14 protein-coding genes are annotated in these 15720 nt (G+C 64.9%); 2 read left to right on the top strand and 12 right to left on the bottom strand.

The window, feature by feature from the left end; genetic code table 11:
• Window positions 1-21 precede the first annotated feature (21 nt).
• The 9 genes from LDO41_RS20685 to LDO41_RS20645 form a co-directional block, all read right to left on the bottom strand.
• Window positions 22-1314, bottom strand: a complete 1293-nt coding sequence (locus LDO41_RS20685; RefSeq protein WP_223991619.1) for a THUMP domain-containing class I SAM-dependent RNA methyltransferase — start codon at window positions 1312-1314, stop codon at window positions 22-24.
• Between the two features lie 83 nt (window positions 1315-1397).
• Entirely contained in the window at window positions 1398-2003 is a 606-nt protein-coding gene (locus LDO41_RS20680) for a 2-hydroxychromene-2-carboxylate isomerase (RefSeq protein ID WP_223991618.1), read from the bottom strand.
• 12 nt (window positions 2004-2015) lie between these two features.
• Entirely contained in the window at window positions 2016-2438 is a 423-nt protein-coding gene (locus tag LDO41_RS20675) for a CopD family protein (RefSeq protein ID WP_223991617.1), read from the bottom strand.
• Between the two features lie 50 nt (window positions 2439-2488).
• Complete coding sequence (locus LDO41_RS20670; RefSeq protein ID WP_223991616.1) at window positions 2489-3769, bottom strand: glutamate-5-semialdehyde dehydrogenase; 1281 nt, start codon at window positions 3767-3769, stop codon at window positions 2489-2491.
• 151 nt (window positions 3770-3920) lie between these two features.
• Window positions 3921-4979 carry a DNA polymerase III subunit delta gene (gene holA, locus LDO41_RS20665; RefSeq protein WP_223991615.1) on the bottom strand — a complete coding sequence of 353 codons (1059 nt, stop codon included), beginning with the start codon at window positions 4977-4979 and terminating at the stop codon, window positions 3921-3923.
• A 10-nt stretch (window positions 4980-4989) separates the two neighbouring features.
• The gene (locus LDO41_RS20660) at window positions 4990-5517 is read right to left on the bottom strand and encodes an LPS-assembly lipoprotein LptE (RefSeq protein WP_223991614.1); all 528 of its coding nucleotides are present in this window, start codon (window positions 5515-5517) and stop codon (window positions 4990-4992) included.
• A 26-nt stretch (window positions 5518-5543) separates the two neighbouring features.
• Entirely contained in the window at window positions 5544-8165 is a 2622-nt protein-coding gene (gene leuS, locus LDO41_RS20655) for a leucine--tRNA ligase (protein WP_223991613.1), read from the bottom strand.
• Window positions 8166-8232: 67 nt separating this feature from the next.
• Window positions 8233-9030, bottom strand: coding sequence for a 4-hydroxy-tetrahydrodipicolinate reductase (dapB, locus tag LDO41_RS20650; protein WP_223991612.1), 798 nt, complete (start codon window positions 9028-9030; stop codon window positions 8233-8235).
• Window positions 9031-9130: 100 nt separating this feature from the next.
• Entirely contained in the window at window positions 9131-9784 is a 654-nt protein-coding gene (locus tag LDO41_RS20645; protein ID WP_223991611.1) for an outer membrane protein assembly factor BamE, read from the bottom strand.
• A gap of 233 nt (window positions 9785-10017) precedes the next feature.
• On the opposite strand from LDO41_RS20645, the gene fur reads away from it, so the two are divergent.
• Complete coding sequence (fur, locus tag LDO41_RS20640) at window positions 10018-10449, top strand: ferric iron uptake transcriptional regulator (protein WP_223991610.1); 432 nt, start codon at window positions 10018-10020, stop codon at window positions 10447-10449.
• A gap of 104 nt (window positions 10450-10553) precedes the next feature.
• Here fur and LDO41_RS20635 read toward each other — a convergent pair whose 3' ends face one another.
• Window positions 10554-11558 (bottom strand): LysR family transcriptional regulator, encoded by a 1005-nt coding sequence (locus LDO41_RS20635; RefSeq protein WP_223991607.1) that lies wholly within the window; start codon window positions 11556-11558, stop codon window positions 10554-10556.
• A gap of 283 nt (window positions 11559-11841) precedes the next feature.
• On the opposite strand from LDO41_RS20635, the gene LDO41_RS20630 reads away from it, so the two are divergent.
• On the top strand, window positions 11842-12444 hold the full coding sequence (locus LDO41_RS20630) for a flavin reductase family protein (RefSeq protein WP_223991605.1): 603 nt from the start codon (window positions 11842-11844) through the stop codon (window positions 12442-12444).
• Window positions 12445-12496: 52 nt separating this feature from the next.
• Here the strand turns inward: LDO41_RS20630 and gap are convergent, their stop codons facing one another.
• Entirely contained in the window at window positions 12497-13495 is a 999-nt protein-coding gene (gene gap, locus LDO41_RS20625; RefSeq protein WP_223991603.1) for a type I glyceraldehyde-3-phosphate dehydrogenase, read from the bottom strand.
• Window positions 13496-13523: 28 nt separating this feature from the next.
• The gene (gene tkt, locus LDO41_RS20620) at window positions 13524-15560 is read right to left on the bottom strand and encodes a transketolase (RefSeq protein WP_223991601.1); all 2037 of its coding nucleotides are present in this window, start codon (window positions 15558-15560) and stop codon (window positions 13524-13526) included.
• Window positions 15561-15720: the final 160 nt, after the last annotated feature.

Genomic DNA, 15720 nt, shown 5'->3' with positions numbered 1-15720 from the left:
TCCCGCTTTCCCGCTTTCCGCTCAGTCCTGCTGCGGCTTCTCGTCCGTGGCAACGCGATTGCCACCCCGTACCATATCGAAACGGAACAGCCGGCATTCGATATTGCCGTTGAACAGCGGCGTGCGGCGCGACTCCTTGAGGCGCATGCGCTTGGGCATCGTCATGTCGCCCGTGAACACCCACGCCTGCCATCCCGCGAAAGACTGCTTGAGCGTCGTGGCAAACGCGCTCGCGAACTGGTTCGCGGCCGCTTCCTCGGCCTCGTCGCGCGGGGCCTCGTCCACCGGCTGGCGCCGCTCGCCACGCACGGCGATCCGCTCGCCGTAAGGCGGGTTCATCAGCAACATGCCGGCATCGGTGAACGGCGGCTGCACGAAGCGCGCATCCACCTGCTTGAGCTGTGCGTCGCCGGGCAGGCCTGCCCGTTCCCAGTTGGCCTGCGCCATGTCCAGCATGCCTGACGAAATATCGGAGCCGACCACCCGCAGCGTGGCGGGATCGATCTGCTGCGCCTTTTCCCGCGCGTGCTGAGCGTCTGCACGCAGCGCCTGCCACGCCTTGGTATCGGCGCCCCGGAGCCATTCGAACGCGAACGTGCGGGCCGCGCCCGGCGCCACACCGAGCGCTACCTGCGCGGCCTCCACCAGGAACGTACCGCTGCCGCACATCGGATCGTAGAACGGGCGCGCGGTCTGTCCCGGCACCCAGCCGGCCAGCCGCAGGATGCCCGCAGCCAGATTCTCCTTGAGCGGCGCCTCGCCCTTCTCCATGCGCCAGCCACGCTTGAACAGCGGCTCGCCGGTGGTGTCGAGGTAGATCGTGCAGTCGAACTCGGTCAGGTGCGCGTACACGCGTACGTCGGGGCTCGCGGTATCGACGCTCGGCCGCGCGCCCAACCGCTCGCGCATCGCGTCGCAAATGCCGTCCTTGACGCGCAGACCGACGAAATTCAGGCTCTGCAACGGCGACTTGTGCGCGGTGATATCCACGCGCAGCGACTCGTCGGGCGAGAACCAGTTCTCCCAGCGCTGCGCACGCGCCAGCGCGTAGACATCGTCCTCATGGCGATAGCGCTTCTGCGCCACGCGTAGCAGCACGCGGCTGGCGATGCGCGAGTGCAGGTTCACCGCATAGGCAGCCGCCAGTGGGCCCGAGAACGGCACCCCACCCGGCATTTCCTTGTGGACGGTGAAGGGGGCCGTGGCGGCCACGGCCGGCAGCAGCGCGATCTCGCGCAGCTCCTCGGCCAGTGCGGCTTCCAGACCGCGCGGGCAGGGAGCGAAGAAGCTTTCGGTCTGCGACCGTTCGTTCATGGACCGTTCGTTCATGGATATCAGTGACTCAAAAAAAACGTCCGCCTTGGCGGACGGTACACCATAAGACTGTAGTCAATCCCTCAGCCGGCGGCCAGCGCGCGGTCGAGGAATTCGAGGCGATCCTGCCCCCAGTAGGGCTGACCGTCGAGCATGAACCACGGAGTGCCAAAGGCACCGGCAGAGATCGCGTCCTGCGTGTTCTGCGCATAGGCGGCCTGCACAGCCTGCGCCTCGCTGGCCTTGAGCAGGTTCGCGCCATCGAACTCGTGCTCGTCGGCGATCTGCACCAGCGTGGCCGGATCGGCGATATTGCGCTGCTCCGCCCACACCGCGCTGCAATACGCACCCGCCAGCACCAGCGCGCGCGCGGTGCCATGCGCCAGCTGCGCGGCGATGATCAGCTTCGCGGCCGGATCACCGGACACGGGAAAGTACGTCGGATGCAGGTGCATCGGCATGCCGAGAAACTCGGCCCAGCGCTGCAACTCGACCAGACGGTAGGCCTGGCGCTGCGGCGGCCGCTGCGCCAGCGGCAATCCGCCCGAAACCGAGAACAGCTTGCCCAGATCGAACGGCTTGAGCACGACTTGCGCCTTGTGCCGCGTGGCGATCTCGACGAAGCGCGCATGCCCCAGGTACACGAACGGGGATTGCGGCGCCATGAAATACTCGACCTGCTTGCTCATCTTGTCCTCGGTTCAGAACGGCTTGACCACGACCAGGATCACGATTGCCAGCAGTACCAGCACCGGCAATTCATTGAACCAGCGATAAAACTTGTGCGAGCGCGTGTTGCGACCCGCCTCGAACTTGCGCAGCAGCACGCCGCAGCCATGGTGATAGCCGATCAGCACCAGCACCAGCGCGAGCTTCGCGTGCATCCAACCCTGCCCCGCGCCGCGTCCAATGCCGTAGCCCAGAAACAGCCACAGCCCGAACACCACCGCCGGCACCGCGAGTATCGTCATGAAGCGGAACAGCTTGCGCGCCATCAGCAGCAGCCGCTGCGAGGCGGCGGCATCGGTTTCCATCGCCAGATTGACGAAGATTCGCGGCAGGTAGAACAAACCCGCGAACCACGAGATCACGAAGACGATGTGGAGCGACTTGATCCAGAGCATGAGGAGGACGGCGTTATTGTGAGGAGTGGTTGTGACGGACTGTTGTCGCGTCAGGTGCGAATCTCGCCGTGGCCAAACACCACGTATTTGAGCGACGTCAGCCCTTCGAGCCCGACCGGACCGCGCGCATGCAGCTTGTCGTTGGAGATGCCGATTTCCGCGCCCAGGCCGTATTCAAAGCCGTCGGCAAAGCGCGTCGACGCGTTGATCATCACGCTCGCGGAGTCCACCTCGCGCAGGAAGCGCATGCCGGTGGTGTAGTTCTCGGTGACGATCGAATCGGTATGCGCGGAGCCGTATGTGTTGATATGCGCGATGGCTTCGTCCAGACCGTCCACGGTACGGATCGCCAGCACCGGCGCCAGATACTCGAGGCGCCAGTCCTCCTCGGTGGCATCGACGAGCCCCTGAATGCCGGCCGCTTCGAGCGTTGCGCGCGTGTCCGCGCACACGCGCAGCTCCACGCCCTTCTGCTGGTAGATACGGCACAGCGGCGGCAGCACGGCGGCGGCGATATCGCGCGCCACCAGCAGCGTTTCCATCGTGTTGCACGGCGCGTAGCGCTGGGTCTTGGCGTTGTCGCACACGCGCACGGCCTTGTCGAGGTCGGCGTCGCGATCGACGTAGACGTGACAGATGCCGTCCAGATGCTTGATCATCGGCACCCGCGCCTCTTCCATCAGCCGCGCGATCAGGCTCTTGCCGCCGCGCGGCACGATCACGTCGACGTACTCGGTCATGGTGATGAGGCGACCGACCGCGGCACGGTCGGTGGTCTCGATCACCTGTACCGCCTGCGCGGGCAACCCCGCAGCCGACAGGCCCTCGGCCACCAGCGCCGCCAGCGCGGTATTCGATTCAATCGCTTCCGATCCACCGCGCAGGATGGTCGCATTGCCCGACTTCAGGCACAGCGCCGCCGCGTCGATGGTCACGTTCGGCCGCGACTCGTAGATGATGCCGATCACACCCAGCGGCACGCGCATCTGACCGACCTGGATCCCGGTCGGGCGGAACTTCATGTTCGTGATCTCGCCAATCGGGTCCGCCAGCGCGGCAATCTGTTCGAGCCCCGCCGCCATCGTGGCGATGGCCTTGTCGGACAGCGTCAGTCGGTCGATGAACGCGGCGTCCTGACCGTTGGCACGCGCGCGTTCGACATCGCGCGCATTGACGGCCTTGAGCTGGTCGGCATCGCGCCGGATCGCCGTGGCGATGGTCAGCAGCGCGCGATTCTTGTCGGCGGTGGAGGCGCGCGCCATCGCGCGCGAAGCGGCGCGGGCCTGCTGGCCCACGCGGTCCATGTATTGATTGAGATCGAACTCGGTCATGATCTTGGCCGGGTTCTGTCCCGGCAGTCGTGCAGTCTTGTGGGGTGCGGCAAACGAATGCGCATCAAAGCGGGGCGCATAAAAACGGGGCGCTAAAACAGGGCGCAAAAACCAGGGGCAACCGCTAGCGCGGGAACTTCAGTACGCCACCTCAGCGCGCGATCATCAGCGCAAGCTGCTGCAGGCCATCCCATGGCTCTGCCGGCAAGCTCGCCGACGCGCCCGGTGGCAGGTCCGACAACCCTTTGACCTGCCGGTCGAGCCGCGCAGCCAGCGCCAGCGCGGCCTCGAGCTGTGGCATCGACAACCGCTGCGCGGCCTGCGGCACCAGCCGCTCGCGCGGGCCCCAGACGCGCAGTTCGCGCATCAGCACCGGAGCCGGCTTACCGGCCGCTACCCCTTGCCGGACCTTGGATAATACGCGAATTTCCTCGGTCAGCGCCCACAGCACCAGCACCGTGGCCTCGCCCTCGCCGCGCAACCCTTCGAGCATGCGCACGAGCCGCGGCACATCGCCCGCGAGCATGGCCTCGGATAGCTTGAACACGTCGTAACGGGCCACATTGAGCACCGCGTCGTGTACCTGGTCAAACGTGAGCTCGCCGGGCGGATACAGCAGGCCCAGCTTCTGAATTTCCTGATGTGCCGCCAGCAGGTTGCCTTCCACCTTGTCGGCGATGAACTGCAGCGCGCGCCGGCCGGGCTCGCCACCCTCGACCCGCTGCTGCTGCAGCGCAAGCCGTTCGCCGACCCACGCCGGCAGGCGCGTGCGGTCGATCGTATCGACCTTGATCGACACGCCGGCACTCTCGAGCGCCTGGAACCACGCGGACTTGGAAGACGCGAAGTCGACCCGCGGCAGCGTGATCAGCATCAGCACGTCGGGCGATGGCTGGGCAGCCACCGCGCGCAACGCCTCGCCACCATCTTTGCCGGGCTTGCCGGACGGAATCCGCACCTCGACGATCTTGCGATCGCCGAACAGTGACATCGACTGCTGCGCCTCGACCAGCTGGCTCCAGTGGAAACCGCGTTCGGCCACCAGCACGTCACGCTCCGAGAAACCGGCGTCGCGCGCGGCGCGGCGCAGCCGGTCCACGGCTTCCAGCACGAGCAGATGCTCGTCGCCGTGCAACACGTACAGCGGCGCCAGGCCCTTGGACTGGGCCTGCTTCAGGTGCGCGTCGAGGCCATCGAGCCGAAGCTGCATCGCCGTGGCGTCAGACCGTCTTGACCGCGGCCAGACGCCGCATCAGCTGCTGCACGATATCGCGCTGCATGTCGCGATAGAGCTGCTGCTCTTCGTAATCCTTCGCCAGCACCGCGGATTCGTTGTACGTGATGTCGCGCGTCAGCAGGATCGTTGACGGCGGAATCAGCTCCTTGCCCTTCTGGTCGCGCACGCGGAAGCTGAAGCGCTGGCTCAGCCGGTATTCGCGCACCACACCCTCGGTCGTGATCGACAGGATCGAGCGGCCACGCGTGTCGGACAGCACGTCGAGCAGCGCATCGGCCTGCTTCGGATCCTCCACGATCACCGTGTCGGAACCGCCCAGGATATTGCGGCGCAGATCGGCGCCCATCGGCGAGTTCGGAGGAATACCGACGTACAGTTTCTTGAACGCGAAGTCCGCAGTGCCACGCAACTGAAAGCCGCAGCCCGCGAGCAGGCCGGCAGCCAGCGTGGCGACCGAGGTAGCAACCGATGTGGCAAGAAAAGCGCGGCGGCGCAGGTTCGGTCGAGTCATGGCTTGGCGGATTCCTATGGTCGCGGTTACAGCACCACGTTGACGAGCCGGCCCGGCACCACCACGATCTTCTTCGGCGTGGCACCCGCGGCAAACTTGGCAACGATCTCGCTGGCGGCGGCCGTGGCCTCGATGGTGGCGCGATCGGCGTCGGCCGACACCGTCAGGCTGCCGCGCACCTTGCCGTTGATCTGCAGCACGAGATCGATCTCGCTACGCACGAGCGCGGCGTCATCGACCTGCGGCCAGGCGGCATCGAGCAGTTCGCCCGCGTCGCGCGCATAGCCCAGCTCCTGCCACAGCGCGTGCGCGACATGCGGCACCACCGGGTACAGCACGCGCAGCAGGATGCCGAAGCCCTCGCGGCGCGCGGCCGGCGAGGCGCCCTTGGCGTCCTCGAGCGCGTTCAGCATCTTCATGGTCGCGGACACGACCGTGTTGTACTGAATGCGCTGGTAGTCGTAGTTGGCCTGCTTGAGCACGGTATGGATCTCGCGGCGCAGCTCGGCGTCTTCGGCCACCGGCGCGGTGGCACCCGCGGCGCCAATCGCCTCGGCGTTGGCATGACCATACGCCCATACGCGACGCAGGAAGCGCGACGCGCCCTCCACGCCCGAACCGCTCCACTCGAGCTGTTGCTCGGGCGGCGCGGCGAACATCACGAACAGACGCGCGGTATCGGCGCCGTACTGGTCGATCAGCGCCTGCGGGTCGATGCCGTTGTTCTTCGACTTCGACATCTTCTCCACGCCACCGATCACCACCGGCTGGCCATCGGCCTTGAGCGTGGCGCCCAGCGGACGGCCGCGGTCGTCGAGCTTCACATCCACGTCGGCCGGGTTGTACCAGCTCTTCTTGCCGCTCGCGTCCTCGCGGTAGTACGTCTCGTTGAGCACCATGCCCTGCGTGAGCAGGTTCGTGAACGGCTCGTCGAACTTGACCAGGCCGAGGTCGCGCATGACCTTGGTCCAGAAGCGTGCGTACAACAGGTGCAGAATCGCGTGCTCGATGCCGCCGATGTACTGGTCCATCGGCATCCAGTAGTCGTTGCGGCCATCAACCATGGTCGTGGCATCCGGGCACGTATAGCGCATGTAGTACCAGCACGAGTCGATGAACGTGTCCATCGTATCGGTCTCGCGGCGCGCGGGCTTCCCGCACGACGGGCACGTGCATGCGAGGAAGCGCTGATCCTTGGCCAGCGGATTGCCGGTGCCGTCCGGCACGAGATCCTCGGGCAGCACCACCGGCAGATCCTTCTCGGGCACCGGCACCACGCCGCAGCTGTCGCAATGGATCAGCGGAATCGGCGTGCCCCAGTAGCGCTGGCGCGAGATGCCCCAGTCGCGCAGGCGCCAGGTGATCTTTTTCTCGCCAAGGCCCAGTGCACCGATGTCCGCTGCAATCGCCTCCACCGCGGCCTGATAGCCGAGGCCATCGTACTTGCCGCTATGGATGCAGGTACCGTGCTCCTTGTCGCCGTACCACTCCTGCCATGCCTCGTTCGAGTATGCCTGGCCCTTGACGTCCACCACCTGACGGATCGGCAGGTCGTACTTGCGCGCGAACGCGAAGTCGCGCTCGTCGTGCGCGGGCACGCCCATCACGGCACCGTCGCCGTAGCTCATCAGCACGTAGTTGCCGACCCACACCTCCACTTCGTCGCCGGTCAGCGGATGCGTGACCTTCAGACCGGTGGGCATGCCCTTCTTCTCCATGGTCGCCATATCGGCTTCCATGACCGAGCCATGCTTGCATTCGTCGATGAATGCGGCCAGCGCCGGGTTGGTCGCGGCGGCGTGCGCGGCCAGCGGATGCTCCGCGGCCACCGCGCAGAACGTCACGCCCATGATCGTGTCGGCACGCGTGGTGAACACGTACAGCTTGCCATCCTGAATCGGCTGGCCATCGGCACCCTTGATCTGGTGCGGGAACGCGAAACGCACGCCCACGCTCTTGCCGATCCAGTTCTGCTGCATCACCTTGACGCGCTCGGGCCAGCCCAGGCCCTCGAGGTCGCCGAGCAGTTCCTCGGCATACTCGGTGATGCGCAGGTAGTACATCGGGATCTCGCGCTTCTCGACCACCGCGCCCGAACGCCAGCCACGGCCGTCGATCACCTGCTCGTTGGCCAGCACGGTCTGATCCACCGGATCCCAGTTCACGGTCCCGGTCTTGCGATACGCGATGCCGCGCTCCAGCATCTTGAGGAACAGCCACTGGTTCCAGCGGTAGTAGTCCGGGCTGCAGGTAGCCACCTCGCGCGACCAGTCGATCGCGAGGCCCATCGACTGCATCTGCTTCTTCATGTAAGCGATGTTGTCGTAGGTCCAGGCGGCCGGCGCCACGCCGTTGTTGAGCGCGGCGTTCTCGGCGGGCATGCCGAACGCATCCCAGCCCATCGGCATCAGCACGTTATGGCCGTTCATGCGCAGATAGCGCGCCATCACGTCGTTGATCGTGTAGTTGCGCACATGGCCCATATGCAGCTTGCCCGACGGGTACGGCAGCATCGAGCAGGCGTAGAACTTGGTGCGCTCCTTGCCGTCGGGGCCCGTCGCGTGTTCCGACACCCGATAGGCATCGGTGGCCTGCCAGTGCTGCTGGGCGGCTTGTTCAACGGCGGACGGAAGGTATTTGTCTTGCATGTTCAGGGGGATTCAGAGATGCCGCGCCCGGTGGTGCGCGAAAACGACGATTATACGTTTGAGGCGCTTATTTCAGCCCAAGCACATCCTGCATGTCGTACAGCCCGTTCGGCTTGTCCGCCAGGAAGCGTGCCGCGCGCACGGCGCCATCGGCATACGAACGGCGGCTCGACGACTTGTGGCTGATCTCGATGCGCTCGCCGATGCCCGCGAACATCACCGTGTGGTCGCCGACGATATCACCGCCGCGCACGGTGGCAAAGCCGATCGACTGCGGATCGCGCTCGCCGGTGTGGCCTTCGCGCGCGTACACCGCGCACTTCGACAGATCGCGGCCGAGCGCGTCGGCGATGACCTCGCCCATGCTTAGCGCGGTACCGGACGGCGCATCCACCTTGTGGCGATGGTGGGCCTCGATGATTTCGATGTCATACCCCGTGGACAGCAGCTTGGCCGCGGCTTCGAGCAGCTTGAACGTGACGTTGACGCCCACGCTCATATTGGACGCGAACACGATGCCCACGTCTTTGGCCGCTTCCGCCAGCGCGGCCTTGCCCGCGGCATCGAAGCCGGTGGTGCCGATCACCATCTTCACCCCGAGGCGGCGCGCGACTTCCAGATGCGCGAGCGTGCCCGCGGGCCGCGTAAAGTCGATCAGGCAGTCAGCGCCCTTGAGGCCGGCTTCGAGATCCGAGGTCAGGAGCACGCCGGTCTGGCGGCCGAGCAACAGCCCGGCATCCTGGCCGAGTGCCGCGGAGCCCGGCACATCGAGCGCACCCGACAGCGTGACGCCCTCGGTATCGAGGACATGTTCAATCAGCATGCGGCCCATGCGGCCGGAAGCGCCTGCGATGGCGATGTTCATGGCGGTATCAGTCAGTGGGGGCGGGATGAGCCGGTCCGTGCGGACCGGCCTTGGACAACTTTCAGGTAACGCAGGCAGGTGACGCCGCAGCGTCCGGGCCTCAGTTCACCGGTTTGACGACCCCGCCGGAATCGGCGGCGGCCGGAACATCGGAAGGCTGCGGCGACGCGGCAGCGGGCGCTGCCGGCGCGGCGGCGGGCGCCGAGGCGTCTGCCGGGGCCGTGGTCGGCGCGCTCGTATCATCCGAGGAAGCCGACGGCGCCACCTTCGGCGCCACCGGCGCGTCGGTATTCGTGCCGGTCAGAATCTTGCCGACGGACTGGTTCTTCTGCACAGCCTTGAAGCCGTCGATTTCAGCAATCAGCTCGTACTCGGACGGCAATTCGTCGCCACTGAACTTCACGAGCTTGTCGTCCTGGAAGAACACCGTGTAGCGGCGCTGCTGCACGACCGGCGTGCTGCCGCGGCGGAACGAGAACACGTAATCCCAGCGATTGGCGTGGAACACGTCGGTCAGCAACGGTGTGCCGAGCAGGAAGCGCACCTGATCGCGCGTCATGCCTTCCCGCAATTGCGAGGCGGCTTCGCGAGACACGAAGTTGCCTTGCACGATATTGATACGGTACGGCGTGATGGCGTTGGCCACCTTGCGCGAGGTGCTGTCGTAAGCCGAGCAGGCACCGACCAGCACGGTGGCGGCCAGCAGAGAAGTCACCAGCGTCGGGCGCATGGCGGTCGAACGGTTTGCACGCATGTCTCTCGCTTCAAAAAAGGAGGGGGTGGGCCGTGTGACCTGAGCGCGCGTCGCTCCGCTGCGTCAGCATTGAACTTGAGAAGCATTCAACGCAAGTTCAACGCGGCCAGCGGATGCGGCGGGCCCGGCACGGCGCGCCATGACCGGTGGCGGTCTGGGCACCGAGGCGACTTTTGTCGCCAAAACCCTTATGATTCAACTATCCAGACATTGTACTCTAGGGAGTCACGCCCATGCCGAGTCCGGCGGACCTCAAAAATATAGGCCTCAAGGCGACCGTCCCCCGCCTGAAGATTCTTGAAATCTTCCAGACCAGCGAACAACGCCATCTGAGCGCGGAAGACGTTTACCGCATCCTGCTCAATGAGCATATGGATATCGGCCTTGCCACGGTCTATCGCGTCCTGACCCAGTTCGAACAAGCCGGCTTGCTGTCGCGCAATAACTTCGAATCGGGCAAGGCCATCTTTGAACTCAACGAAGGGAAGCATCACGATCACCTCGTGTGCCTCGATTGCGGTCGCGTCGAGGAATTCTTCGACGGCGAGATCGAAAAGCGTCAGCAAAGCATTGCGCGCGAGCGCGGCTTCGCGTTGCAGGAACATGCGTTGTCGCTCTATGGCAACTGCACGAAAAACGAGTGTCCCCACAGACCCAGACGATAAGCGGCGGCGCCGGCCATGACCGGACGCCCATGCAACGAAAAACCGGCGCCAGGCGCCGGTTTTTTTATGGTCGCGTCACCGCGTGGAGGCCGCGATTCAAGCGCTTACGGCTCCTGCGCGATGTCCTGCGGGATATCCTGCTCGAGCACGGCACGCTGCGCGCGCGATACCTGCGGCAGCCCCACGAACTCGGCAACGACCTGACGGAACAGACCGCGCGCCCATACCAGCATGGGATGCGTATTACGGCTGCGGTGCCAGAACATGTTCAGGCCCAGCATCGTGTTGAGTTCAGACGGCAGCGGATACGCCTTGAGGCCATAGGTTTCGCACGCCATGTCCTTGGTCAGCGCGTTGACCGTGAAGATCATATCGGTCTGCGCCGCAAGTTCGGCCTGCGCACGCCACGAGTGAACCGTAAGCGTGGCATTGCGCTTGAGCCCACGCTGCTGCAGCGCGTAGTCGAGCGGGATCAGCGCCGGTGCCGGCCGGCCCGAGCCGCCCGAATGCGCCATGAAGATATGGCTGCAATCGAGGTACTGTTCGAGCGTGCATTCGGACTTCAGCAGCGGATGATTCTTGCGCGCGCATACCCACAGGTTCAGCGACGTCACCATTTCCTCGACGATCTCGGGATGGCGGGTCGGGAACGGCGAGAACGCGACGTCGAGTTCATTCGCGCGCATCGATGCCACGTCGGCCTCCCACGAATGGGATTCCACGAGGCGGATATGCAGATCGGGCGCCAGTTGCTTGATGCGCAACACGAAGCGGTTGAACACCGTGTCACCGAGTTCGGCGGCAAAGCCGATGCTCAGCGTGCCGGTGGCCACGGCGGGGTCGAAATTGTCAGCGTCGCCTTCATTGATCGACGACCACAGATCGAGCATGTCGCGGATCTTGGGACCGAGTTCGAGCGCGCGCGGGGTCGGCGTCAGGCCGTGCGGTACGCGGATAAAGAGTGGATCATCGAAGATCTCGCGCAGACGGCCAAGCGAATGCGACACGGCCGGTGCGGTCATGTGCATTTTTTCCGCCACATAAGTGGCGTTTCGTTTGCTTAGCAGCTCGGTGAAGATCACGAGCAGCTTGGTATCAACGTTCACCATGATCAGGCCCGGTCAGTTTTTGCTTCTTTTTACTTGCGTCGATGGCCCCACCACTTGCTCTGGCTGCACATCAGATGTCAACAGATTCTTCTAGTGTAAGAGGAAAAAACTGCCTCGGAAAGCAAATTCGGCATTTCTCGCACTCTACAGACACGCATTTTGATCGGTCTTTGACTCGTTCGAGACAGATTATGTCGAACTCTGACTTTATGACGCGGTTTTTGCCTTCTGGCTATAGTAGATGCCCTAATCTCGACTCATTCCGGCCCCGCCGCGCTTCTCCATGTCCAGCTTCCGCGCTCCTGTCGAACTCGCCAAGGCATACCGGCTACTCAATCACGGCCCGACCGTGCTGGTCAGCGCGGCCCATGGCGGCCAGCGCAATATCATGGCTGCCGCGTGGGCCATGCCCCTCGATTTCGCGCCGCCCAAGGTTGCCGTGGTGCTCGACAAGTCCACGTGGACGCGTCAGCTGCTCGAAGCCAGCGGCACCTTTGCGCTGCAAGTGCCCACGGTGGCGCAGGTCGACCTGACGGAAGCGCTCGGTTCCAGCTCGGGCCAGGCCTTCGCCGAGCAGAAGACCGACAAGTTCGCCGCCTACGGCTTGCAGACGTTTCAGGGGGATGTGATCGAAGCGCCATTGCTGGAAGGCTGCGCGGCATGGCTCGAATGCCGGTTGCTGCCGGAGGCGGCGATTCAGCAGACCTACGACCTGTTCCTCGGCGAGGTGATTGCCGCCCATGCCGATACACGCGTATTCAGCGCGGGCCGCTGGCACTTCGCGGGACAGGATGCCCTCAGGACGATTCACCACGTGGCGGGCGGCCACTTTATCGTCGATGGCGATGCGGTGGACGCCAGACCGCTGACGCCACGCGGCCTCTGAAATAAAAAAAGGCGCGGAACACTCCGCGCCTTTTTCATCGGTGTGACGAGGATTACTTCGCCACCACGCGAGCCATCTCGAGCACCTTGTTCGAGTAGCCCCACTCGTTGTCGTACCAGCTCACGACCTTGATGAACGTCGAATCCAGCGCGATGCCGGCTTCGGCGTCGAAGATCGACGTACGGGCGTCGCCGCGGAAGTCGGTCGCCACGACCTTGTCCTCGGTGTAACCCAGCACGCCCTTCAGCGCGCCCGTGCTCTGCGACTTCATCTCGGCGCAGATTTCTTCGTACGTGGCCGGCTTTTCCAGCTCGACGGTCAGGTCAACCACCGACACGTCCGAGGTCGGCACGCGGAACGACATACCGGTCAGCTTCTTGTTCAGCACCGGGATCACCTTGCCCACGGCCTTGGCCGCGCCCGTCGACGACGGGATGATGTTTTCCAGAATGCCGCGGCCACCGCGCCAGTCCTTGTTCGACGGGCCGTCCACGGTCTTCTGCGTGGCGGTGGTGGCGTGCACAGTGGTCATCAGGCCACGCTTGATGCCCCACTTGTCGTTCAGCACCTTGGCGATCGGCGCCAGGCAGTTGGTGGTGCAGCTGGCGTTCGAGACGATCGCCTCGCCGGCGTACGACTCATGGTTCACGCCGTACACGAACATCGGGGTGTCGTCCTTCGACGGCGCCGACATGATCACCTTCTTCGCACCAGCGTCGATGTGCTTCTGCGCGCCTTCCTTGGTCAGGAAGATGCCGGTCGACTCGACCACCACATCGGCACCGATCTCGCCCCACTTCAGCTCGGACGGATCCTTCACGGCGGTCAGGCGGATCTTCTTGCCGTTGACGACCAGCGTGTTGCCATCCACCGACACCTCACCGTCGAAGCGGCCGTGCACCGAGTCGTACTTCAGCATGTAGGCCAGGTAGTCCGGCTCCAGCAGGTCGTTGATGCCGACGACTTCGACGTCCTTGAAGTTGGCGACGGCGGCGCGGAACACCATGCGTCCGATACGGCCAAAGCCGTTGATGCCGATCTTGATGGTCATGTCTATCTCCTGTTGACTCGATGAAAGCTTACTGGGCCAGCGTGGCGCGCACCGTATCGGCGACGTTCTCCACGGTGAAACCGAAATGCTTGAACAGCACGCCGGCCGGAGCCGACTCGCCGAAGGTGTCGATACCAACCACGGCCTGGACCTGGTACTTCCACCAGAAGTCGGTCACGCCCGCTTCCACCGCGATGCGCGGCACGCCAGCCGGCAGCACGCTCGCCTTGTACGCGGCATCCTGCTTGTCGAACACCGTGGTGGCGGGCACCGACACCACGCGCACGTGAATGCCGTCGATGGCCAATTGCTCGGCCGCACCGACCGCGAGGCCGACTTCCGAACCGGTGGCCATGATCACGGCGTCCGGGCGCTTGGTACGCGGGTTGCTGCCATCGCGCAGCACGTAGCCGCCGCGCGCGATATTGGCGCGCGTGGTGTCGTCACGCTTCTGGAACGGCAGATTCTGGCGGCTGAAGATCAGGCAGCTCGGGCCATTCTCGCGGCGAATCGACTGCGCCCATGCCACCGCGGTTTCCGTGGTGTCGGCGGTACGCCAGACGTCCATGTTCGGGATCAGGCGCAGGCTGGCCACCTGCTCGACCGACTGGTGGGTCGGACCGTCTTCGCCAAGGCCGATCGAGTCGTGCGTGAACACGAACAGCGTGCGGATCTTCATCAGCGCGGCCATGCGCAGCGCGTTGCGGCTGTAGTCCGAGAACGTCAGGAAGGTCGCGCCGTAGGGGATGTAGCCCCCGTGCAGCGCCACGCCGTTCATGATCGCGCTCATGCCGAACTCACGCACACCGTAGTTGATGTGATTGCCCCAGGCATCGGCACGCACGGCCTTGCTGCCCGACCAGTTGGTCAGGTTGGAACCGGTCAGGTCGGCCGAGCCGCCGAGGAACTCGGGCAACACCGGGCCGAATGCTTCGATCGTGTTCTGGCTCGACTTGCGTGTGGCGATGGTTTCCGCCTTCTCTTCGCACTTGGCGATGAACGCGTCCACAGCGGCGTCGAAGCTCTGCGGCAATTCACCGCGCATGCGACGGCGGAATTCACCGGCTTCGTACGGATGCACTTCGGCGTAGGCGTCGAACAGCGCGTTCCAGGCCTTTTCCAGCGCGCTGCCGGTCGCCTTGGCGTCCCAGGCCGTGTAGACCTCCGCAGGCAGCTCGAACGGGGCGTGGGTCCAGCCCAGCGCTTCGCGCGTGGCCAGGATTTCCTGGCCGCCGAGCGGCGCGCCATGCACGTCATGGCCGCCGGCCTTGTTCGGCGAGCCCTTGCCGATCACGGTACGGCAGCAGATCAGGGTCGGCTTGTCGCTGACCTTGGCCTGCGCGATGGCCGCATCGACTGCGGCGGCGTCATGGCCATCCACCGCGCGGATCACGTTCCAGCCATAGGCCTCGAAGCGCTTGGCCGTATCGTCGGCAAACCAGTGCACGACGTCGCCGTCGATCGAGATGCCGTTGTCATCCCACAGCGCGACCAGCTTGTTGAGCTTCAGCGTGCCGGCCAGCGAGCAGGCCTCGTGGCTGATGCCTTCCATCAGGCAGCCGTCGCCGAGGAACGTGTAGGTGTGGTGATTGACGAGGTCGAAGCCCGGGCGGTTGAATTCTTCCGCCAGCAGACGTTCGGCCAGCGCCATGCCGACCGCATTGGTAATGCCCTGGCCGAGCGGACCGGTGGTGGTCTCGACGCCCGGGGTGATGCCGTACTCGGGGTGGCCGGCGGTCTTGCTGTGCAGCTGGCGGAAATTCTTCAGCTCGCTGACGGGCAGGTCGTAGCCGGTCAGGTGCAGCAGCGCGTAGAGCAACATCGAGCCGTGGCCGTTGGACAGCACGAAGCGGTCGCGATCGGCCCAGTGCGGATTCGCCGGATTATGCTTCAGGTGGCGGCTCCAGAGCGCCACGGCGATGTCTGCCATGCCCATCGGCATGCCGGGGTGGCCGGAATTGGCCTGCTGCACGGCATCCATGGCGAGCACGCGAATCGCGTTGGCCATCAGCTGTGCGGGCTGGGAAGCATAGGGACTTGTGGCGGGATGTGCGAGGGCAGACATGCGGGCGGAAACCTGGCGGCGGGAAAACCGCAATTTTAGCAGAAGGTCGCCTCATGCCAGACCGCCCGGTCACGGTTCCGGGCGGTTTCCGGACGCGTCCGTCGGCGACGTCGCGCCAAGTGCCGCATTGTCACCTGCAAGTGGCTTTCGACAGCGGCGG

The sequence above is a fragment of the Cupriavidus pampae genome (assembly GCF_914271485.1).
In the GTDB taxonomy this organism is placed as follows: Bacteria; Pseudomonadota; Gammaproteobacteria; order Burkholderiales; family Burkholderiaceae; genus Cupriavidus; species Cupriavidus pampae.
This window is presented reverse-complemented; position numbering and strand designations above follow the sequence as displayed.

Coding starts and splice junctions, on each gene's coding strand:
- LDO41_RS20685 (WP_223991619.1), bottom strand. CDS start 1,314: ATGAACGAACGGTCGCAGACCGAAAGCTTCTTCGCTCCCTGCCCGCGC.
- LDO41_RS20680 (WP_223991618.1), bottom strand. CDS start 2,003: ATGAGCAAGCAGGTCGAGTATTTCATGGCGCCGCAATCCCCGTTCGTG.
- LDO41_RS20675 (WP_223991617.1), bottom strand. CDS start 2,438: ATGCTCTGGATCAAGTCGCTCCACATCGTCTTCGTGATCTCGTGGTTC.
- LDO41_RS20670 (WP_223991616.1), bottom strand. CDS start 3,769: ATGACCGAGTTCGATCTCAATCAATACATGGACCGCGTGGGCCAGCAG.
- holA (WP_223991615.1), bottom strand. CDS start 4,979: ATGCAGCTTCGGCTCGATGGCCTCGACGCGCACCTGAAGCAGGCCCAG.
- LDO41_RS20660 (WP_223991614.1), bottom strand. CDS start 5,517: ATGACTCGACCGAACCTGCGCCGCCGCGCTTTTCTTGCCACATCGGTT.
- leuS (WP_223991613.1), bottom strand. CDS start 8,165: ATGCAAGACAAATACCTTCCGTCCGCCGTTGAACAAGCCGCCCAGCAG.
- dapB (WP_223991612.1), bottom strand. CDS start 9,030: ATGAACATCGCCATCGCAGGCGCTTCCGGCCGCATGGGCCGCATGCTG.
- LDO41_RS20645 (WP_223991611.1), bottom strand. CDS start 9,784: ATGCGTGCAAACCGTTCGACCGCCATGCGCCCGACGCTGGTGACTTCT.
- fur (WP_223991610.1), top strand. CDS start 10,018: ATGCCGAGTCCGGCGGACCTCAAAAATATAGGCCTCAAGGCGACCGTC.
- LDO41_RS20635 (WP_223991607.1), bottom strand. CDS start 11,558: ATGGTGAACGTTGATACCAAGCTGCTCGTGATCTTCACCGAGCTGCTA.
- LDO41_RS20630 (WP_223991605.1), top strand. CDS start 11,842: ATGTCCAGCTTCCGCGCTCCTGTCGAACTCGCCAAGGCATACCGGCTA.
- gap (WP_223991603.1), bottom strand. CDS start 13,495: ATGACCATCAAGATCGGCATCAACGGCTTTGGCCGTATCGGACGCATG.
- tkt (WP_223991601.1), bottom strand. CDS start 15,560: ATGTCTGCCCTCGCACATCCCGCCACAAGTCCCTATGCTTCCCAGCCC.